Consider the following 19,897-nt stretch of genomic DNA (forward strand, 5'->3'; position numbering starts at 1 on the left):
TCGTTAACCTGGACCGTTTGCCCCGCTGCAGCATTTCAAAAGCTCGAAAACGACATTTCCAGGCATGGTTGCGGCAATCCACCACAGCCATGCGTCAATCTATCTCAATGTTTTTGCTAAGGCTTTGTTAAATCCGCGATTCAATGGAATGGCCGCAGATGCAGCATTTGCTGCGCGGCCTCGCATTCGGTTTCGAGCGTCAAATTCCGTCATCAAACTGTAATAAAACGCGCCTAGCCCGCCTGTTGTGACGAGAGTTTCAGCGCCCAGACAATGGACACCCCCTCCATGGTGCTGGCCTCGTTGTTTTTCAAATCCACTAGGGACGCGCTTCATATGCTCACCAAGAAACTCCTTTCGGCCTGCCTCGGCGCGGGCCTGGTTGCCGCTCTGGCGGTTTCGGCGTCCGCCGCCGATATCACCGGCGCCGGCTCTACCTTCGTTTATCCCGTCCTCTCCAAATGGTCGGCGGACTACAACAAGCAGACCGGCGACAAGCTGAACTACCAATCGATCGGTTCGGGCGGCGGTATCGCCCAGATCAAGGCTGCAACGGTTGACTTCGGCGCTTCCGACGCACCGATGAAGCCGGAAGACCTGACGACAGGCGGCTTCGGCCAGTTCCCGCTCGTCGTCGGCGGCATCGTGCCTGTCATCAACGTAAAGGGCATCAAGTCGGGCGAACTGAAGCTCACCGGCAAGGTTCTCGCCGACATCTACCTCGGCAACGTCACCAAGTGGAACGACAAGGCCATTGCCGATCTGAACCCGGGCCTGAAGCTGCCCGACAGTCAGATCGCCGTTGTCCACCGTTCGGACGGTTCGGGCACCTCCTTCAATTGGACCAACTACCTCTCCAAGGTCAACGAAGACTGGAAGAGCAAGGTCGGCGAAGGGACCGCCGTCAACTGGCCGGTCGGCATCGGCGGCAAGGGCAATGAAGGCGTTGCCGCTTACGTCACCCGCGTCAAGGATTCGATCGGCTACGTCGAATACGCCTACGCCCTGCAGAATAAGCTGCCCTACGTTCTGATCCAGAACGCCGCAGGCCAGTATCCGAAGCCGAATGCGGAAAGCTTCTCGGCTGCTGCTGCCGGCGCCGAATGGACCAAGGCTCCGGACTTCTACCTGATCATGACCAATGCTCCGGGCGAAAAAGCCTGGCCGGTGACCGCCACGACCTGGGCGATCATGTACAAGGAGCCGAAGGATGCTGCGCGCTCCAAGGCTGCCTTCGCCTTCTTCAAGTGGGCACTCGAAAACGGCCAGAAGGAAGCCTCTGCCCTCGACTACGTTCCGCTTCCGGAAACTCTCGTGAAGCAGATCGAAGATTACTGGACAGCCTCGTTCAAGGGCTGATCCTGACGAAACTGCGGTCGGGGCGGGAGCTTGGCTTTCCGCCCTAGAACAGGATGATTTTAGGCCGACTTGGCCTAAAATCTGAATCCTGTTCTAAATTAAGGGGTTAGAGCATGATGTCACCGAAAACCGCTTACACTTTTCGGCATCATGCTCGAATGCCTTTGACACCCCCTCAAAGCAGCAGAGCGTACGGATATGAGCGAAGCAATGGCATCGCTGTCCGCCTCAACCGCGGGCGTGAAGCGCCGCGACGGCGCGACCGGCGATCGTATTTTCTATTGGATGGTTTTCGGCTGCGGCCTGTTTGTTCTGGCGGCTCTGCTTGCCGCCGCGATTTCCATGGCCTGGGGCGGGGCTCTCGCCTTCCGGACCTTTGGCTTCGGTTTCCTCTATGGGACTGAATGGGATCCGGTCGCGCAGCAATTCGCCGGGCTCGTGCCGATCTACGGCACGTTGGTAACCTCTGCGCTGGCGATGATCATCGGCGTCCCGATCAGCCTCGGCATCGCCGTCTTCGTCACCGAAGTGGCGCCGCGCTGGCTTCGCGGACCGATCGGCGGCGCGATCGAACTGCTCGCCGGCATTCCCAGCATCATCTACGGCATGTGGGGCCTCTTCACCTTCGCCCCCTTCATGTCGGACTACGTGCAGCCGGCGCTGATCGACTGGCTGGGACCGCTGCCGGTGATCGGCCTGCTCTTCACCGGCGCGCCGCTCGGCATCGGCATGCTGACGTCGGGTATCGTGCTGGCGATCATGATCATCCCCTATATCTCCTCGGTCATGCGCGACGTCTTCCTCGTCGTTCCCGCACCACTGAAGGAATCGGCCTATGCGCTTGGCTCGACCAAATGGGAAGTGGTCCGCGACATCGTCATCCCGCACACCCGCACCGCCGTCGTCGGCGGCATATTTCTCGGCCTCGGACGCGCGCTCGGCGAAACCATGGCGGTGACCTTCGTGCTCGGCAACACGCATAATATTGCGGTTTCTCTGATGGAGCCCGGCAATTCGATTGCCGCTGCCATCGCCAACGAATTCACCGAGGCCGATACCGACATCTACCTCTCGTCGTTGATCGCGCTGGGCTTCATCCTCTTCGTCGTGACATTCATCGTACTGGCTGCCGCGAAGATCATGCTTCTGCGCATTGCCAGGCAGAAGGGAGAATGAGCATGGCCGTTTCCAACTCCCTTTACCGCTACCGTCAGATGAAGAGCGCAATCGCGCTGACGCTGGCCACCGCCGCAACCGCGATCGGTCTGATCTTCCTCGTCTGGATCCTCTGGACGACGCTGATCAACGGCTTCTCTGCGCTGAGCCCGAAGCTGGTGACGGAAATGACGCCGCCGCCCGGCGAAGACGGCGGCCTCGCCAACGCCTTCATGGGCAGCCTGATGATCGTGGCACTTGCCGTTGTCATCGGCACGCCGATCGGTATCCTCGCCGGTACCTACCTTGCCGAATTCAGCCGCGGCAAGAAGATCGGCGATATCATCCGCTTCGTGAATGATATTCTGCTGTCGGCGCCGTCGATCATCATCGGCCTTTTCGTCTATGAGCTGGTCGTGCGCCAGACCGGGCATTTCTCCGGTTATGCCGGCGGCATCGCGCTTGCCTTCATCTTCCTGCCGGTCGTCGTGCGCACGACCGACGAGATGCTGCGGCTGGTGCCCGATGTCATGCGCGAGGCCGCCCTTTCGCTCGGTATTCCTCGCTGGAAGGTCACCGTCGCCGTGCTCTACCGCGCGGCGGGGGCCGGCATCCTGACCGGTGTGCTGCTCGCCATTGCCCGCATTTCGGGCGAAACCGCACCGCTGCTCTTCACGGCACTGAACAACCAGTATTGGAGCACCGACATGTCCGAGCCGATGGCCAACATTCCAGTGGTGATCTTCCAATACGCCATGAGCCCCTATGACGAATGGCATACGCTCGCCTGGGCAGGCGCCTTCGTCATGACGGCGATCGTCCTTCTCCTCAGCGTGGGCTCCCGCGCCATCCTCAACCGCAGGAATGCGAAATGATGCTTGAGAACAAAGCCTTCGAACCTCGCCCGGCCCACCTGGCCACAAGAGTCGACAAGATGGCGCTGACCGGCGTCAACTTCTACTACGGCGATGCCCACGCGATCCGCGACGTCACCCTGAGCTTTCCCGAGCGTCAGGTCTCGGCTCTCATCGGCCCGTCCGGCTGCGGCAAGTCCACGCTGCTGCGCATCCTCAATCGCATCTACATGCTCTACCCGAAGATGCGCGCCACCGGCTCCGTCACGCTCGACGGCCAGAACATTCTCGACCCTGGCTATTCGATGAACGAGCTGCGCGCCCGCGTCGGCATGGTCTTCCAGAAGCCGGTGCCGTTCCCGATGTCGATCTACGACAATATCGCCTACGGCATTCGCCACCACGAGCGCATCTCCAAGGCCGAGATGGACGTCCGCGTCGAGCAGGCGCTGCGCTCGGCAGCGCTCTGGGACGAGGTCAAGGACAAGCTGAAGGGCAGTGGGCTCGGCCTTTCCGGCGGTCAGCAGCAGCGTCTCTGCATCGCGCGCGCCGTGGCGCTTCGCCCCGAGGTGCTTCTCCTCGACGAGCCGACCTCCGCCCTCGACCCGATCTCGACCGCCAAGGTGGAAGAGCTGGTCGCCCAGCTGAAGGCGGAGTTCACTATCGTCATCGTCACCCACAACATGCAGCAGGCAAGCCGCATCTCGGACAACACCGCCTTCATGTATCTGGGCGAGTTGGTCGAATACGGCCCGACCGCTGAGATCTTCCAATCGCCGAAGGTCAAGCGCACGGAAGACTACATTACCGGACGTTACGGCTGATCCGCGCGCGGTGGATCATCTCTGCGAGGGCTGGATCACCACTGCAGATCCAGCCGGTCCAACCCGTGGAAATGGTAGACATCCTTGACCACCGGCGTCTTCGCCAGCCTCAGGCCGGCAAGGCGCTCGAACAGGATCGGCAGCACGACGTTAAGCTCCAGCCGCGCCAGCGGCGCGCCGATGCAGAAATGGATGCCGGCGCCGAAGGAGAGATTCGCCGCCTCGTTACGATCGGGCCGGAAGGTCAGTGGATCGGTGAATTTTGTCGGGTCCAGATTGGCTGCGGCGAGGATGAGGCTCACCTTGTCGCCGCGCTTGAAGGAGACGCAGTCGATTTCCGTCGGTTCCAGCACCCAGCGCTGGAAGATGTGGACCGGCGCGCAGATGCGCAGGGTTTCCTCGACGGTGCGCTCCGTCGTCGCCTCGTCCCGGAAGAGTTCCGCCGGATCGCAGCCGCTGTCGAGGATGGTGCGTACGGAATTGCCGATCTGGTGCACGGTCGCCTCGTGCCCGGCATTGAGCAGCACGATCGTCGTCGACACGAGCTCCTCCTCGGTCAGATACTGGCCCTTGTGCTCGGTATGGATCATGTGGGTCAGCAGGTCGTCGCGTGGTTCGGCGCGGCGTTCTGTGATGACCGTCTTGACGTAGTCGGAAAATTCCTTCGCCGCTTGTTCGGCCTCTTCCTCCTGCTCGCGCGTACGGCCGAACATGTACATGCGGACATAGGCGTGTGACCAGGTAAGCAGTTGCGGCCCCATCTCTTCGGGAATGCCGATCATGCGGGCGATCATCGTCACCGGGATGATGTCGGCAAAGGCCGAGAGCAGCTCGACCTCACGCTTCTCCGCGAAACTGTCGATCAGCCGATTGGCGAGTTCGGCAAGCTCCGGTTTCATCTTCTCGACATGGCGGGAAACGAAGGCGCGGTTGACGAGCGTGCGCAGCCGCGTGTGCTCCGGCGGTTCGAGTTCGAGCAGGGAATAACGTTCCGAGAGATCGAAACTGGCAAGATGCGGCATCGGCTCGGCAAGGCCGAGCTCCTCGCGGCTGGCGATATGCAGGATCTGCCGGCCGAAGCGGCGATCGCGCAGCAGGCCGTTCACATGGTCGTAGCCTGTGAAGAACCACTGCTTCTGCTCACTCCAGTAGAAGGTTGGGCAATGGGCGTGAAGTGCGGCATAGACGGCATTCGGGTTGCTGTAGAAGGCCGGGTTGCGGCCGTCCAGCGAGACATGACGGTTGGCGCGGTCGATCGAGAGAAAGGATGGGATCATCATGCCCCGAGGCTTAGCGGATTTGCCGAGCCTCGGAAAGATGCGGGGTGAGGGATCCCGGATTACCCCGCCCGTGACAGCGTACCCATGCGTCGTAGCGCCTCGACCTGGTCGTCGACCGTCGGCACGAGTTCGCCGGCGGTGCTGCTCGGCGTGGCCGGTGCCGGGGCTGCGGCCTCCGCTTCGCCGAAGGTGACCGTGCAGTTCCGGCCGGCAGCCTTCGCCGCATAGAGCGCCCGGTCGGCGGCTGAGATCAGTTTATCGATATTGGCTTCGATCGAGGAGGCAAGCGCGATGCCGATGCTGACCGTGACTGGAACGATCGCTTCGCCGGTGCTGACGGGCAGACGGCAGAATTCGGTGCGGATCGCTTCGGCGATCGCCTCGGCTTCCGTCTGGTCCGCGACCGCGGCGAAGGCGGCAAATTCCTCGCCGCCCATGCGGCCGAAGATGTTGTTTGGAATATACTGGCGGGCCATCCGCGCGAAGGCGGTAAGCACGGCATCACCGGACTGGTGGCCGAAACGGTCATTGACGCGCTTGAAATGGTCGAGATCGAAAAGCAACACCGCGACCTGGCGCTGGTCGTCATGGGCTTTTTCCCTGGTGGCGTCGAAATAGCCGAGCAGGCCGCGGCGGTTGAGCACGCCGGTCAGCGAATCGGTCAAGGTGAGCGCACGCAGGTGCCGTTCGGAGCGCTCCATGATCAGCCGGCAGGTGAACGCGAAGGCGATGGTGAGCAGGAAGGCGCTGGCCATGGCGGAGGCGCCGCCGAGATTGGTCGCCTCGATATCGCTCGGCAGAGTCAGCGCCATCATCAGCGCCGAGCCGAAGCACAGGCAGCCCTGGATGACGAACACGCCCATCAGCTTGACGCGGGTACGCTCGCGGCGCATGTCGCCGGCGGCGACCGCCATGGCAAGTGCCGTCGCACCCGTCGCTGAAGCAAGGTTATAGAGTACCACCCGGTTTGAATAATCGCTGTTGACCCAGGGCAGGAAGACCCCGGCGAGCCAGATGACCGGCGGCAGCAGCGCCCACCATTCGATCCGCTTGCGGTCAAGCGCCAGAAAACCCGCCACCCAGGCGCTCTGGCCGAGCAGGGCGATGGCATTGCCCGCCTCTATGGAAAGCACGCTGGGGATTTCGCCGCGTAGCGCGACCATCGCAAAGCCCATGCCGGTCAGGAGGAAGCCCAAGCCCCAATAGAGATAGGCCTCGTTCCTGACGTTATGGCGCCAGGCGACGAACAGCACCAAAGCGAGCGTCATGGCCTCTGAACACCAGATGGCGAGACCTGTAGCAATATTGAACACGGCAGCAACCCCTTGTCTGTCCGTTCGCATCCTTGCCGAGGAAGCTCGCCACTTCCTTAATGTCGCTGCGCTGCGGCATTGTTTCAGGCCGATATCTGCCGGTAGGCTTTCCGTTGGGTAAACGTGTATGAGCACGGTCGAATAGAGTAAGCCTTCCTTCATCCTGTCATGGAGAAAAGCCGGGGGAGATCATGCCGAGGACTCGTCGTTAAAAGGCTTTTGGCGGAAAGACGCTACCAGGAGCCGCCTTGCCCCACCTTCTTAACGTTATCCTCATGCGTGTCTTGAAGAGGAGGGCCGGGACACTCTATGTAGGGGTAAGACATTTTTCTTTGATTCCCGGCGCCGGCCGGCGAGACGTTGACAAAGGACGCACATGAGAAACCCAGTCGATACCGCAATGGCCCTCGTGCCGATGGTCGTGGAACAGACCAATCGCGGTGAACGCTCCTACGACATCTATTCCCGCCTGTTGAAGGAACGCATCATCTTTCTGACGGGTGCCGTCGAAGACCATATGGCGACGCTCGTCTGCGCCCAGCTGCTCTTCCTCGAGGCCGAAAACCCGAAGAAGGAAATCGCGCTCTACATCAATTCGCCCGGTGGCGTCGTCACCGCCGGCATGGCGATCTACGATACGATGCAGTTCATCAAGCCCGCGGTTTCGACGCTCTGCATCGGCCAGGCCGCATCCATGGGCTCGCTGCTGCTGGCTGCCGGCCACAAGGACATGCGCTTTGCCACGCCGAATTCCCGCATCATGGTGCATCAGCCCTCGGGCGGCTTCCAGGGGCAGGCCTCGGACATCGAGCGGCACGCCCGCGACATCCTCAAAATGAAGCGCCGCCTGAACGAGGTCTATGTCAAGCACACCGGCCGCACCTACGAAGAAGTTGAAAAGACGCTCGATCGTGACCATTTCATGGATGCGGACGAAGCCCAGAGCTGGGGCGTGATCGACAAGGTTCTGACGTCGCGCCTCGAAATGGAAGGCGAACAGGCCTAGTAATTAATAGGGATGGTGTTTTTGTCGCCACAGTTCTATCCCATTTGTGATTGAACAAGGGCTTTCATACGGCGACGAAGACGCTAATAGTAGCTATTAATGCTATGTTGAATTTTTATGACATAGCATTCGGCATTCGAAGGGGAATTCGTTGCCGCCGGGACCACGACATGATTGGTTGGCCCCGGTTCGTACCCCCTGAAGCCCTTCTCGGCAAAGGCTCCGGAAACGGAGTGCCGCCAGGAGCTGATAGAGTGGACCGCGATTTCGCCTTGAAATGCGGCGTGCTGGAAGGAAAATGATATGAGCAAGGTCAGCGGCAGCAACGGCGGCGACTCCAAGAACACTCTCTATTGTTCGTTCTGCGGAAAGAGCCAGCACGAAGTCCGGAAACTGATTGCCGGACCGACCGTCTTCATCTGCGATGAATGCGTCGAATTGTGCATGGACATCATCCGCGAGGAGAACAAGTCCTCGATGGTCAAGTCCCGCGACGGCGTTCCGACGCCCCAGGACATCATCAAGGTCCTCGACGAATACGTCATCGGCCAGCGGCAGGCGAAGAAGATCCTGTCAGTCGCTGTGCACAACCATTACAAGCGCCTGGCGCACGCCTCCAAAAACGGCGAAGTCGAGCTGGCGAAGTCGAACATCATGCTCGTCGGCCCGACCGGCTGCGGCAAGACCTATCTTGCCCAGACCCTCGCCCGCATCATCGACGTTCCCTTCACCATGGCTGATGCGACGACGTTGACAGAGGCCGGTTATGTCGGCGAGGATGTCGAAAACATCATCCTGAAGCTGCTGCAGTCGGCCGACTACAACGTCGAGCGTGCGCAGCGCGGCATCGTCTACATCGACGAAGTCGACAAGATTTCGCGCAAGTCCGACAACCCGTCGATCACCCGCGACGTCTCGGGCGAGGGCGTGCAGCAGGCGCTGCTGAAGATCATGGAAGGCACGGTCGCTTCCGTTCCGCCGCAGGGCGGCCGCAAGCACCCGCAGCAGGAATTCCTGCAGGTCGACACGACGAACATCCTGTTCATCTGCGGCGGCGCTTTTGCCGGCCTCGACAAGATCATCTCTGCCCGTGGCGAGAAGACCTCGATCGGCTTCGGCGCCTCTGTCAAGTCGCAGGATGACCGCCGCGTCGGCGAGGTCCTGCGCGAACTGGAGCCGGAAGACCTAGTCAAGTTCGGCCTCATCCCCGAGTTCATCGGCCGTCTGCCGGTTCTGGCGACGCTCGAGGACCTCGACGAGGATGCGCTGATCCAGATCCTGTCCGAGCCGAAGAATGCGCTGATCAAGCAGTATCAGCGGCTGTTCGAGATGGAAGACGTGGAACTGAACTTCCACGAGGACGCTCTGCGCGAAATCGCCCGCAAGGCGATCGTACGCAAGACCGGCGCTCGCGGCCTTCGCTCGATCATGGAGAAGATCCTGCTCGACACCATGTTCGAACTGCCGACGCTGGAAGGCGTGCGCGAGGTCGTCATCTCCGAGGAAGTGGTGCGCGGTTCGGCCCGTCCGCTTTACATCTATGCCGATCGCCAGGAAGAAAAGGCCAACGCTTCGGCGTGACCTTACGGCTTTCGTATGATTATTTTGGGGGCTTGCCATCGGCAGGCCCCTTTCTATTTGAAAAACCATGCGAAGCGCTGTTAGTATTTGCCGGTTGGAACCGAAATTACCTTTGCCGATGTTGCGCAAGGGGTAGTGTTTGGCAATGATGCAATGATTCCGTAAACCTCTTGCTGGCGTTTGCATTTTAGCCGGGTCGGAAGTGGTAAGCGCCGGTCCAGCCACGCGCTTCATAGTGTTGGTGTTCCGTTGTAATAAAGCTGTCACATCCGAGGGACGCGGGCGTTAGCGTGGCTTGAAAAGCGTAGTCAGAACCTCCACTTGTAGCAACAAGTGAGAGTGCCGGCCGGTCCCAAGCGGCCGTGCAGAGAGCCCGGCAACGGGACGATGGAAAGGACATAAAATGACGAAGAAAACGTCTGTAGCGAGCAGCACTGCCTACCCTGTTCTGCCCCTGCGCGACATCGTGGTTTTCCCGCATATGATCGTGCCGCTGTTCGTCGGACGGGAAAAGTCGATCCGTGCGCTCGAAGAGGTCATGGGTTCCGACAAGCAGATCATGCTGGTGACGCAGATCAACGCCAGCGACGACGATCCGGATCCTTCCGCGATCCACAATGTCGGCACCGTGGCGAACGTGTTGCAGCTCTTGAAGCTGCCCGACGGCACCGTGAAGGTTCTGGTGGAAGGTCGCGCCCGCGCCGAGATCGACACCTATACCAGCCGCGAGGATTTCTATGAGGCGCTCGGCCATGTGCTCGAGGAGCCGCATGACGATCCGGTCGAACTGGAAGCCCTGTCGCGTTCGGTCGTCTCCGAATTCGAGAGCTACGTGAAGCTCAACAAGAAGATTTCGCCCGAAGTGGTCGGCGCCGCCAGCCAGATCGACGACTATTCCAAGCTCGCCGATACGGTCGCTTCGCATCTGTCGATCAAGATCACCGAGAAGCAGGAGATGCTGGAGACCACCAGCGTCAAGCAGCGCCTCGAAAAGGCCCTCGGCTTCATGGAAGGCGAGATCTCGGTCCTGCAGGTCGAAAAGCGCATCCGCTCGCGCGTCAAGCGCCAGATGGAGAAGACCCAGCGCGAGTATTACCTGAATGAACAGATGAAGGCGATCCAGAAGGAACTCGGCGACGGCGAGGAAGGCCGCGACGAGATGAGCGAACTGGAAGAGCGCATCTCCAAGACCAAGCTGTCCAAGGAAGCCCGTGAAAAGGCCGATGCGGAGCTGAAGAAGCTGCGCCAGATGAGCCCGATGTCGGCGGAAGCCACCGTCGTGCGCAATTATCTGGACTGGCTGCTCGGCATTCCCTGGGGCAAGAAGTCGAAGATCAAGGCCGACCTCAACAATGCCGAGAAGATCCTCGAAGCCGATCACTTCGGTCTCGACAAGGTCAAGGAGCGCATCGTCGAATATCTGGCCGTGCAGGCCCGTGCCACCAAGATCAAGGGCCCGATCCTCTGCCTCGTCGGTCCTCCGGGTGTCGGCAAGACCTCGCTCGCCCAGTCGATCGCCAAGGCGACCGGCCGTGAGTATGTCCGCATGGCGCTTGGCGGCGTTCGTGACGAAGCCGAAATCCGCGGTCACCGCCGCACCTATATCGGCTCGATGCCCGGCAAGGTCATCCAGTCGATGAAGAAGGCGAAGAAGTCCAACCCGCTCTTCCTGCTCGACGAGATCGACAAGCTCGGCCAGGACTATCGCGGCGATCCGTCCTCGGCCCTGCTGGAAGTGCTCGATCCGGCGCAGAACATGACTTTCATGGACCACTATCTGGAAGTCGAATACGACCTGTCGGATGTGATGTTCATCACGACGGCGAATACGCTGAATATTCCAGCGCCCCTGATGGACCGCATGGAGATCATCCGTATCGCCGGCTACACCGAGGATGAAAAGCGCGAAATCGCCAAGCGGCACCTGCTGCCGAAGGCCATCAAGGAACATGCGTTGCAGCCGGAAGAATTCTCGGTCAGCGACGACGCCCTGATGGCGATCAGCCAGCAGTACACCCGTGAAGCCGGCGTCCGCAACTTCGAACGCGAACTGATGAAACTCGCCCGCAAGGCGGTCACTGAGATCATCAAGGGCAAGACGAAGGCCGTTCATGTGACGGCGGCCAACATCTCCGACTACCTGGGCGTCCCGCGCTTCCGCCATGGCGAAGCAGAGGGCGAGGATCAGGTCGGCGTCGTGACCGGTCTTGCCTGGACGGAAGTCGGTGGCGAGCTGCTGACCATCGAAGGTGTGATGATGCCGGGCAAGGGCCGCATGACGGTCACCGGCAATCTGAAGGAAGTCATGAAGGAATCGATCTCGGCAGCGGCCTCCTATGTCCGCTCGCGCGCTGTCGATTTCGGCATCGAGCCGCCGCGCTTCGACAAGAGCGACATCCACGTGCACGTGCCGGAAGGTGCAACGCCGAAGGATGGCCCCTCGGCCGGCGTCGCCATGGCAACAGCGATCGTCTCGATCATGACCGGCATCCCTGTGGACAGGCATGTCGCCATGACCGGTGAAATCACCCTTCGCGGCCGTGTGCTGCCGATCGGCGGTCTCAAGGAAAAGCTGCTCGCAGCGCTTCGCGGCGGCATCAAGAAGGTGCTGATTCCGGAGGAAAACGCCAAGGACCTGGCGGAGATTCCTGATAACGTGAAGAACAACATGGAGATCATCCCGGTATCCCGCATGGGCGAGGTGATCAAGCATGCGCTGATCCGGCGGCCGGAGCCGATTGAATGGGACGGCACGGTGGAAACGCCGGTCATCACATCGGTCGAAGGCCTCGATGAGACAGGCGCAACCATAGCGCATTGAGTGGCCTTTGCCACATTTATGCCCAATTGGCCCAAAACACGCAAAAAGGCTGGCGGAAACGCCAGCCTTTTTTGTGAAAACGTCATGTAGACGCTTGCTTTTCCTTGATTTGCAGGGCTTTTGGGTTTTCGGCGGGCCTGATGAAACCTATTCTGCGCCTAGCTTACTTTTGAGTCGTTTCATACCATTTAGAAAGGGGTGGAAACATGAACAAGAATGAACTCGTGTCCGCAGTAGCCGAAAAGGCAGGACTGACGAAGTCCGACGCGGCTTCCGCTGTTGACGCGGTTTTCGACGTTGTCCAGGCTGAACTCAAGAACAAGGGCGACATCCGCCTCGCGGGTTTCGGCAGCTTCACCGTTTCTCATCGTGCCGCAACGAAGGGCCGTAATCCGTCGACGGGCGCTGAAGTCGACATTCCGGCTCGCAACGTGCCAAAATTCACGCCCGGCAAGGGCCTGAAGGACGCCGTCAACGGCTGATCTGATATTATCCGTCAGCCGGAAACGAGACCGGTTGTGCAGGATTTGAGAGGGGTTCGGCTTTGCCGGACCCCTTTTGCTTCAGAGCATGATGCCGAAAAGTGTGAGCGGTTTTCGGACGACATCATGCTCTACTTTTTTGATCTGAGAGCACTCTTGCCGCCGCGCGGGCTTTGATCTACGACATTTCCGTTCTCAGGGCGGGGTGAAACTCCCCACCGGCGGTAAGGGTTTCGGCTCGAGCCCGCGAGCGCCTTCCCTTGTGTCCAAGCGGGGGAGGGGTCAGCAGATCCGGTGCGATTCCGGAGCCGAGGGTTAAAGTCCGGATGGAAGAGAATGAGTGTCGGTCGTGCGAAGGGCAGGGATCCGCCATGTCGCTCGTGTCCGTGCCTCATGCGTCCTGATTTATGTTGGTCCCTGTTCTGGATGAAAGACATGAATCAGACTTCCCTTGCAGTCTCGCCGTCCCGGGCCGTTGTCGGTGCACTCTGGATGGTGCTTGCCGGCATTGCTTTTTCGCTTCTCAACGTCGTCACCCAATGGCTGACGATGAAGCTTGCCTTTCCCTCGGCGTCGGCAGCCTTCTGGCAATATGGCTTCGCCTTCCTGTTTTCGCTGCCGTTCCTCAAGAGGCTCGGCCTTGCGGCGATGCGCACGCACTATCCCTGGCGTCACCTCGTGCGCGTCGCGCTTGCCGCGCTCGGTGTCGAGGCCTGGGTCGCCGGCCTTGCCGCCGTACCGATCTGGCAGGCGATCGCACTGGTGATGACCTCGCCCTTCTTCATCATTCTGGGCGCCCGGCTTTTCCTGGGTGAACGCGTCGGCCCGGCTCGCTGGGCAGCGACGGCAGCGGGTTTCACCGGAGCCATGATCATCCTGCAGCCATGGTCGGACGGCTTTGGCTGGGCGGCACTCTTGCCTGTGCTCTCGGCGCTGCTGTGGGGCGCCTCGTCGCTGATCACCAAGAGCCTGACTGGCATTGAACGACCGGAGACGATCACCGTCTGGCTGCTCGTTCTGCTGACGCCGATAAACGGCGGGCTGGCGCTTATGGCAGGTTTTGCAGTACCGACGGGTGCAACACTTGCCCTGTTCCTGCTGGCGGGGCTGCTGACCGCAGCAGCGCAGTATTTCCTGACGCTTGCCTATGCCGCAGCGGATGCCGCCTACGTCCAGCCGTTCGACGATCTGAAGCTGCCGTTGAACGTTCTGGCCGGTTGGCTGTTCTTTGGCTACGCGCCGGCGGGTTACCTCTGGCTGGGAGCGGCTCTCATCCTGTCTGCTTCGCTCTTCATCATGCGAAACGAGATGCGCAGAGAGCGCAAACCAGCCTGACGCGCTCAGGTACAAAATGTCGCATCTGTCATGCCTCTGTCATGCCGCTCCCGCAGAAAACTCCTGTTTCGAATGTTCGACACATTGGGGGATTTCATGACAATTTCATCGCGCAAGGCAGCGCTCGCTGCCGCGCTTCTCGCATCCGTCGCCTTTCCGGCCACGGCCGAACCGGTTTTCAACCGCGTCGCTTCCTTTCCGGTTGCGCAGAACCTGCCGGCTGACAAGGACAAGCTTTCGGTGAGCTCCGCCGAAATCATCTCAGCGACCGACGACGGCAACACGCTGATCTATAGCGACAGCCCGCTCGGCGCGATCGGCTTCATCGACATTACCGATGCCAAGGCTCCGAAGGCCGGCGGTGCGGTGATGATGGACGGCGAGCCGACATCGGTCACCTCCAGCGCCGGCAAGGCGCTCGTTGCCATCAACACCTCCGAAAGCAAGGCGAAGCCCTCGGGCCGTCTCGCGATCGTCGACGTAGCGACCAAGAAGATCGAAAACAGCTGCGATCTCGGCGGCCAGCCGGATTCGATCGCCCTCAACAAGGACAAGACGCTCGGCACCATCGCGATCGAAAACGAGCGCGACGAAAAGGTCAATGACGGCAAGATCCCGCAAATGCCGGCTGGCGACCTCGTCGTCTTCCAGGTCAAGAACGGCACCGTCGATTGCGGCACCATCAAGCACGTCGCGCTGGCCGGGCTTGCCGGCGTCGCTCCTGAGGATCCGGAACCGGAATTCGTCGCCTTCAACGGCCTGAACGAGATTGCCCTGACATTGCAGGAGAACAACGAAATCGTCATCATCGACGCCAACACGGCTGAAGTGAAGACGCATTTCTCCGCCGGCAGCGTCGATCTCACGGGCATCGACACCAAGCGTGACGGCGCCCTGAAATTCTCAGGCGAAGCCAAGGGTGTGCTACGCGAGCCCGACGCCGTGAAGTGGCTGGACGACAACCGCCTCGTCGTCGCCAATGAAGGCGACTACCAGGGCGGCTCGCGCGGCTTCACCATCTTCGACAAGACGGGCAAGCTTCTCTACGAATCGGGCGCATCCTTCGAACGCGCCGTCGCCCATATCGGCCACTATCCGGAAAGCCGGTCGGGATCGAAGGGCGTCGAGCCCGAAGGCCTTGAAGCCGCCAAGTTCGGCGACGATCAGTATTTCTTCCTGCTCGCCGAGCGCGCTTCGGTCGTCGGCGTCTATAAGGATACCGGAGCTGATCCCGAGCTTGTCCAGCTGTTGCCATCCGGCATTTCGCCGGAAGGCGCGATCGCCATCCCTAAGCGCAATCTTTTTGCGACCGCCAACGAGCTTGACCTCGGCAAGGATGGCGGCGCGCGCTCGCATGTGATGATCTACGAGCGCTCGGAAGGCGAAAAGGCCTATCCGCAGATCGTCTCCGCCGAGAAGGATGGCAATCCGATCGGCTTTGCAGCCCTTTCGGGTCTCGCCGCCGTTCCGGGCAAGCCGGGCATGCTCTACGCCGTCAGCGACAGCGTTCTGGGCTCGCAGCCGACGATCTACACGATCGATGCCAGCAAGAAGCCGGCCGTCATCACCGACGCTCTCGTCGTCAAGCGTGATGGCGCCCCGGCCCAGAAGCTCGACATCGAAGGTATTGCGGCTGCTGCCGACGGCTCCTTCTGGCTCGCCTCGGAAGGTTACAGCGAGCGGCTCGTCCCGCACGCCCTCTACAACGTCAATGCCAAGGGTGACATCAAGGCCGAGATCGCCCTGCCGAAGGAGCTCGTCGCCAACGAAATCCGCTACGGCTTCGAAGGCGTGACCATTGTCGGCACCGGCGACGATACGACGCTCTGGATGGCGGTCCAGCGTGAGTGGAGCGATGACGAGAAGGGCTTCGTCAAGCTCGTCTCCTACAATCCGAAGAAGAAGGAATGGGGTGCTGTGCGCTATCCGCTCGACAAGACGGAAAGCGGCTGGGTCGGCCTGTCGGAAATTTCCGCCCAGGGCGACAGCGTCTACATCATCGAGCGCGACAATCTCGTCGGCGATGCCGCCAGGCTGAAGAAGCTCTACAAGGTCGCGATATCGGAGCTGAAGCCTGCCAAGCTCGGCGGCGAGTTGCCGGTCGTCAAGAAGACCGAAGCCCATGACTTCCTCGGCGAACTGAAGACCGCGACCAATGGCTATGTGCTGGACAAGCTTGAAGGCTTCACCTTCGACGCATCGGGCAAGGCCTACGCGGTCACCGACAATGACGGCGTCAGCGACTCCTCCGGCGAGACCCTGTTCTTTCCGGTCGATCTCGTCGGCACGAACTGAGCCCACCAACTGACCTTGACGGATCGATGACATGAAAATGGCCGGGTTTTCGCCCGGCCATTTTTGGTTTCGAAATGTCCGACGGCCTACCAGCGCTGATGCACATGCGGCGCGATCAGCCGCTCGTAGATCTCGCGCGTTGCTGCCATGACATCGGCCGAAAGCGGCGCAAGGTCGGCGGCGGCCGCGTTGGCCCTGGCCTGCTCGGCGTTACGCGCTCCGGGGATGACGACGGTAACGGCATCGCTCATCAGGATCCAGCGGAGCGCGAAGGCGGCCATGGTGGCGCCCTGCGGCACCAGCTTGCGCACCTCTTCCACCGCCTGCAGGCCGATCTCGAACGGCACCCCGGCAAAGGTCTCGCCGACATCGAAGGCTTCGCCGTTGCGGTTGAAATTGCGGTGGTCGTCGCTGGCGAAGTGCGTGTCCTGGGTGATCTTGCCGGAGAGAAGACCGCTGGCGAGCGGCACGCGGGCGATAATCGCCAAGTTCTTGCGGCGCGCTTCCTGGAAGAACAGATGGTCGGGGCGCTGGCGGAAAATGTTGTAGATGATCTGGATGCTGACGACGCCGGGATATTCGATCGCCTTCAGGCCGTCCTCGACCTTTTCGACGCTGACGCCGTAACCCTTGATCTTGCCGGCCTTCTGCAGCTCGTTCAGGCCATCGAAGACCTCCGGCTGGTAAAGCACCTCGCGCGGCGGGCAGTGGAGCTGCACGAGGTCGAGACTGCCGACGGCTAGATTCGTGAGGCTGCGGTCGATGAAGCCTTCAAGGTTAGCCTTGGTGTAGCCTTCCGCGACATGCGGGTTGAGGCGGCGGCCCGCCTTGGTGGCGACCATCGGGCGCTTGGCCCCACGCGCCTTCAGGACGTCGGCAATGATCTTTTCCGAGCGGCCGTCGCCATAGACATCTGCCGTATCGATGAATGTCATGCCGGCATCGAGCGCGGCATTCAGCGCCGCGCGTCCGTCGGCCTCGCTGATATCGCCCCAGGAGCCGCCGATCTGCCAGGCGCCGAAGCCGACATTGGTGACGGTGAAGGGCATGCGGCCGAATGCATGGTGTTTCATGAAAAATCCTCCCTACTGCATGTCGCCCGGAAGTGTGTGGGGATAACGACATGCATAAAAACAAAGAGCCAAAGCGCATCGCATGAATCAAAGACGATGCGACGCGCCTTGGTGATGAAAGCCACTGGAACTATCAGGCGGGTGACTCCGCGGCAATTGCCGATCCGGCTTTGATTGGTCGCCTCGATGAAATATCGTCTCGATATAAGGCTTCAACCGCAATGGATGGAAAAGGACAGATCATGGAGATCAAAACCGCCGGCTCTCGCCCCTCGACGAAGCCACCGGCTGACTATTTCACCGGCGCCGTTCGCCAGGATCCGCTGATGGAAACGCCGGCGCCGGCACGGGCGAGGGCGGTCTCCGTCACCTTCGAACCCGGCGCCCGCACGGCTTGGCATACGCATCCGCTCGGCCAGACGCTGATCGTGACATCAGGCAAGGGCCTCGCCCAGAGCTGGGGCGGGGACATCCGCGAGATCCGCGCTGGCGATACCGTCTGGTTCTCGCCGGGCGAAAAACACTGGCATGGTGCTGCCCCGGATACGGCGATGACGCATATCGCCATCCATGAGGCGCTGGACGGCAGCCACGTCGACTGGATGGAAAAGGTCAGCGACGAGCAATATTTCGGTAAAGTGTGAGCTGATCAGAGCCGCTTCAGGCAATAGGAAAAATGCGCGTGCGATTCGACCGTCAGGAACTCGAATTGCCAGCCGTAATCCTTGCAGAACTTGGTGACCGCCTCGACGACGCCGTAGACGATCGGCTTCACCGTATTGCCGGTGCAGAAATCATGCCCGGCAATACGCCCCGTCCGCTTCACCTTCTTGTCGCAGAGCAGGAGTTCCTGCCAGGTGAGCTCGAAGGAATGGTCGGTATCGATATAGACCCAGTCGAGAAAATCGTCCTCGAATTCGGCAAGCTTGTCGAGCGATGTGCCTTGCATCAGATGCAGCCGGCCGGCCGCGATCTCGGCCGCGAAATTCGAGTGGATCGCGTCTAGCCCGGAGCTGTAGCGATCCATCGACCAGGGATCGATGAGGTAGAGCTGCGCCGGGCGATTCTTCTCCAGGATCTCCGCCGTATATTCGCCGAAGGCTGCCCCGACCTCGACGCCGATGCCGCCGTTCGGGATCCGATAAAGCAATTCGCCGCGATCCGGCAGTAGCCGGGCGTTTTCCATATGATGGGCGCTGAGCGGAGTGCGCGGCATGCTCGCCCGGAGCGCCTGCCTTTCTTCACGTGTCTTCATCTCTGATCTCGGGATTGCGGGCGACTGGCGGCCCTGATGCGGTTTGACGGGAAGGTAGGAGCAGCCGGCACCGATGACAACCGCATGACAGGAATTTGCTTCTTTCGAACAAACCGCTAAGTTCCATCTGTGAACTGACGAAAAAGCCTCGGGAGGAGCGATTTCATGAGACGCATGTGGCCTGAAGAATTCAACGCCATCATCAGCGGAGCTGAGGAGGTGATGTTGGAAACACCAGCCGAGGCCGGCGAAGCGCCGCTGCAGCGCAAGGCGTTGAAGGCGCGAATCACCATGCAGGATTACGAGCGGATCTGGCCGCTCGCCGAGATGCGCTTCCGGCTTGGCGAAAGAGATGGCAAGGCCATCACGCTGATCACCACCAATCCCCATTACCACGCCTGGCACCCGAAGGACGGCGGCAGCGTCGATTCCGTGTCGGACAGCGGCCGCCATTACAAGACGGATTATCTCGTCGTGCACTTCCTGCTCGACGACGTGAAGGAAACGTCTCCCGCCTGAGGTGCTAAGGCCCGGTGCGGCCGGAAGCCGCACCGGCGTCCTGTGGAAGCCAAGTTGATCCCGACGCTGATGACAACGGCGGCGATATCGCTAAGCTTGGGCGAAACATATTCCTACGAAATTGGAGGTTCCCGTGACGGGCAATGTGCTGGATATCCCGGTCAAGACTGTGGATGGTCGCGAGACCACGCTCAACGAATACAAGGGCCGGGTGCTTCTGGTCGTCAATGTCGCCTCGAAATGCGGCCTTACGCCGCAATATGAGGGACTGGAAAAGCTCTACGGCGAAAAGCGCGAGCGCGGCTTCGTTATCGCCGCCTTTCCCGCCAACGACTTCAAGGGCCAGGAGCCTGGCACCGATGCCGAGATCCTCGATTTCTGCACCAGCACCTATGACGTCACCTTCCCGATTTTCTCGAAGATCTCGGTCAAGGGCGAAGCCCAGCACCCGCTTTACCGGCAGCTGACCAAGTCGGGTGTCGCGACGACGGGCGACGGGCCGATGCGCGAACGCCTGAAATCCCACGGCATGACAGGCGGAGATGAGGACGACGTCCTCTGGAACTTCGAAAAATTCCTGATCGGCCGCGACGGCAAAGTCGCCGCCCGCTTCGCGCCTGACGTGACGGCAGATGATTCGCGGCTGGTTTCCGCTGTGGATAAAGAACTGGCGAAGGGATGAATGGTGGGCGATGAGCACCCACCGGACAGCGGGATGCTCATTACCCCGATCACGCTCTCACAT

Annotated in this window: 17 protein-coding genes and 1 riboswitch; of the genes, 13 read left to right on the forward strand and 4 right to left on the reverse strand. The window is 60.7% G+C overall.

All coding sequences use genetic code 11. The annotated features are described in order from the left end of the window. The first annotated feature begins 336 nt into the window (after positions 1-336). From pstS to pstB, 4 genes are all read left to right on the forward strand, one after another. Entirely contained in the window at positions 337-1,359 is a 1,023-nt protein-coding gene (gene pstS, locus ELH03_RS06740) for a phosphate ABC transporter substrate-binding protein PstS (protein ID WP_130766194.1), read from the forward strand. A 198-nt stretch (positions 1,360-1,557) separates the two neighbouring features. Further along, positions 1,558-2,535 carry a phosphate ABC transporter permease subunit PstC gene (gene pstC, locus ELH03_RS06745; RefSeq protein WP_130766195.1) on the forward strand — a complete coding sequence of 326 codons (978 nt, stop codon included), beginning with the start codon at positions 1,558-1,560 and terminating at the stop codon, positions 2,533-2,535. A 2-nt stretch (positions 2,536-2,537) separates the two neighbouring features. Next, positions 2,538-3,389, forward strand: a complete 852-nt coding sequence (gene pstA / locus ELH03_RS06750; protein WP_130766196.1) for a phosphate ABC transporter permease PstA — start codon at positions 2,538-2,540, stop codon at positions 3,387-3,389. Then, positions 3,386-4,192, forward strand: coding sequence for a phosphate ABC transporter ATP-binding protein PstB (pstB, locus tag ELH03_RS06755; RefSeq protein ID WP_197729984.1), 807 nt, complete (start codon positions 3,386-3,388; stop codon positions 4,190-4,192). Before pstA ends, pstB begins: the two co-directional genes overlap by 4 nt. 35 nt (positions 4,193-4,227) lie before the next feature. On the opposite strand, the gene ELH03_RS06760 is transcribed toward pstB, so the two are convergent. Both ELH03_RS06760 and ELH03_RS06765 read right to left on the reverse strand, forming a co-directional pair. Beyond that, positions 4,228-5,472, reverse strand: coding sequence for a cytochrome P450 (locus ELH03_RS06760; protein WP_130766197.1), 1,245 nt, complete (start codon positions 5,470-5,472; stop codon positions 4,228-4,230). Positions 5,473-5,531: 59 nt separating this feature from the next. Beyond that, the gene (locus ELH03_RS06765; protein WP_197729751.1) at positions 5,532-6,947 is read right to left on the reverse strand and encodes a sensor domain-containing diguanylate cyclase; all 1,416 of its coding nucleotides are present in this window, start codon (positions 6,945-6,947) and stop codon (positions 5,532-5,534) included. Positions 6,948-7,161: 214 nt separating this feature from the next. Here ELH03_RS06765 and clpP point away from each other — a divergent pair, with 214 nt between their 5' ends. The 6 genes from clpP (at position 7,162) to ELH03_RS06795 (ending at position 16,305) form a co-directional block, all read left to right on the forward strand. Continuing rightward, a complete protein-coding gene (clpP, locus tag ELH03_RS06770) occupies positions 7,162-7,791 on the forward strand; it encodes an ATP-dependent Clp endopeptidase proteolytic subunit ClpP (RefSeq protein WP_003547334.1) in 630 nt (209 codons plus the stop codon). Between the two features lie 303 nt (positions 7,792-8,094). Further along, positions 8,095-9,372, forward strand: a complete 1,278-nt coding sequence (gene clpX, locus ELH03_RS06775) for an ATP-dependent Clp protease ATP-binding subunit ClpX (protein ID WP_003547337.1) — start codon at positions 8,095-8,097, stop codon at positions 9,370-9,372. Positions 9,373-9,775: 403 nt separating this feature from the next. Then, on the forward strand, positions 9,776-12,193 hold the full coding sequence (lon, locus tag ELH03_RS06780) for an endopeptidase La (protein ID WP_003547341.1): 2,418 nt from the start codon (positions 9,776-9,778) through the stop codon (positions 12,191-12,193). 206 nt (positions 12,194-12,399) lie between these two features. After that, positions 12,400-12,675: a DNA-binding protein HupB gene (gene hupB / locus ELH03_RS06785; RefSeq protein WP_003558438.1), complete on the forward strand. Its 276-nt coding sequence runs from the start codon at positions 12,400-12,402 to the stop codon at positions 12,673-12,675. Between the two features lie 187 nt (positions 12,676-12,862). Further along, a riboswitch (FMN riboswitch) is annotated at positions 12,863-13,017 on the forward strand. An 84-nt stretch (positions 13,018-13,101) separates the two neighbouring features. Continuing rightward, on the forward strand, positions 13,102-14,010 hold the full coding sequence (ribN, locus tag ELH03_RS06790) for a riboflavin transporter RibN (protein WP_420655115.1): 909 nt from the start codon (positions 13,102-13,104) through the stop codon (positions 14,008-14,010). A 96-nt stretch (positions 14,011-14,106) separates the two neighbouring features. Continuing rightward, positions 14,107-16,305, forward strand: coding sequence for an esterase-like activity of phytase family protein (locus ELH03_RS06795; RefSeq protein WP_130766198.1), 2,199 nt, complete (start codon positions 14,107-14,109; stop codon positions 16,303-16,305). Between the two features lie 86 nt (positions 16,306-16,391). Here the strand turns inward: ELH03_RS06795 and ELH03_RS06800 are convergent, their stop codons facing one another. Then, on the reverse strand, positions 16,392-17,378 hold the full coding sequence (locus ELH03_RS06800) for an aldo/keto reductase (protein ID WP_128404347.1): 987 nt from the start codon (positions 17,376-17,378) through the stop codon (positions 16,392-16,394). Positions 17,379-17,620: 242 nt separating this feature from the next. Here ELH03_RS06800 and ELH03_RS06805 point away from each other — a divergent pair, with 242 nt between their 5' ends. Next, entirely contained in the window at positions 17,621-18,022 is a 402-nt protein-coding gene (locus ELH03_RS06805; RefSeq protein ID WP_233942154.1) for a (R)-mandelonitrile lyase, read from the forward strand. Positions 18,023-18,027: 5 nt separating this feature from the next. Here the strand turns inward: ELH03_RS06805 and ELH03_RS06810 are convergent, their stop codons facing one another. Next, positions 18,028-18,633: a class I SAM-dependent methyltransferase gene (locus ELH03_RS06810; RefSeq protein WP_128404349.1), complete on the reverse strand. Its 606-nt coding sequence runs from the start codon at positions 18,631-18,633 to the stop codon at positions 18,028-18,030. A gap of 165 nt (positions 18,634-18,798) precedes the next feature. On the opposite strand from ELH03_RS06810, the gene ELH03_RS06815 reads away from it, so the two are divergent. Continuing rightward, on the forward strand, positions 18,799-19,152 hold the full coding sequence (locus ELH03_RS06815) for a hypothetical protein (RefSeq protein WP_018241586.1): 354 nt from the start codon (positions 18,799-18,801) through the stop codon (positions 19,150-19,152). A gap of 133 nt (positions 19,153-19,285) precedes the next feature. Beyond that, a complete protein-coding gene (locus ELH03_RS06820; protein WP_128404350.1) occupies positions 19,286-19,834 on the forward strand; it encodes a glutathione peroxidase in 549 nt (182 codons plus the stop codon). The last annotated feature ends 63 nt before the right edge of the window (positions 19,835-19,897 follow it).

The sequence above is a fragment of the Rhizobium beringeri genome, from assembly GCF_004306515.1.
GTDB classification, from domain to species: domain Bacteria; phylum Pseudomonadota; class Alphaproteobacteria; order Rhizobiales; family Rhizobiaceae; genus Rhizobium; species Rhizobium beringeri.

Bases quoted from the DNA above. Each gene is read 5' to 3' on its own strand.
- pstS (WP_130766194.1), top strand. From the start codon at position 337: ATGCTCACCAAGAAACTCCTTTCGGCCTGCCTCGGCGCGGGCCTGGTT.
- pstC (WP_130766195.1), top strand. From the start codon at position 1,558: ATGAGCGAAGCAATGGCATCGCTGTCCGCCTCAACCGCGGGCGTGAAG.
- pstA (WP_130766196.1), top strand. From the start codon at position 2,538: ATGGCCGTTTCCAACTCCCTTTACCGCTACCGTCAGATGAAGAGCGCA.
- pstB (WP_197729984.1), top strand. From the start codon at position 3,386: ATGATGCTTGAGAACAAAGCCTTCGAACCTCGCCCGGCCCACCTGGCC.
- ELH03_RS06760 (WP_130766197.1), bottom strand. From the start codon at position 5,472: ATGATGATCCCATCCTTTCTCTCGATCGACCGCGCCAACCGTCATGTC.
- ELH03_RS06765 (WP_197729751.1), bottom strand. From the start codon at position 6,947: ATGAAGGAAGGCTTACTCTATTCGACCGTGCTCATACACGTTTACCCA.
- clpP (WP_003547334.1), top strand. From the start codon at position 7,162: ATGAGAAACCCAGTCGATACCGCAATGGCCCTCGTGCCGATGGTCGTG.
- clpX (WP_003547337.1), top strand. From the start codon at position 8,095: ATGAGCAAGGTCAGCGGCAGCAACGGCGGCGACTCCAAGAACACTCTC.
- lon (WP_003547341.1), top strand. From the start codon at position 9,776: ATGACGAAGAAAACGTCTGTAGCGAGCAGCACTGCCTACCCTGTTCTG.
- hupB (WP_003558438.1), top strand. From the start codon at position 12,400: ATGAACAAGAATGAACTCGTGTCCGCAGTAGCCGAAAAGGCAGGACTG.
- ribN (WP_420655115.1), top strand. From the start codon at position 13,102: ATGAAAGACATGAATCAGACTTCCCTTGCAGTCTCGCCGTCCCGGGCC.
- ELH03_RS06795 (WP_130766198.1), top strand. From the start codon at position 14,107: ATGACAATTTCATCGCGCAAGGCAGCGCTCGCTGCCGCGCTTCTCGCA.
- ELH03_RS06800 (WP_128404347.1), bottom strand. From the start codon at position 17,378: ATGAAACACCATGCATTCGGCCGCATGCCCTTCACCGTCACCAATGTC.
- ELH03_RS06805 (WP_233942154.1), top strand. From the start codon at position 17,621: ATGGAGATCAAAACCGCCGGCTCTCGCCCCTCGACGAAGCCACCGGCT.
- ELH03_RS06810 (WP_128404349.1), bottom strand. From the start codon at position 18,633: ATGAAGACACGTGAAGAAAGGCAGGCGCTCCGGGCGAGCATGCCGCGC.
- ELH03_RS06815 (WP_018241586.1), top strand. From the start codon at position 18,799: ATGAGACGCATGTGGCCTGAAGAATTCAACGCCATCATCAGCGGAGCT.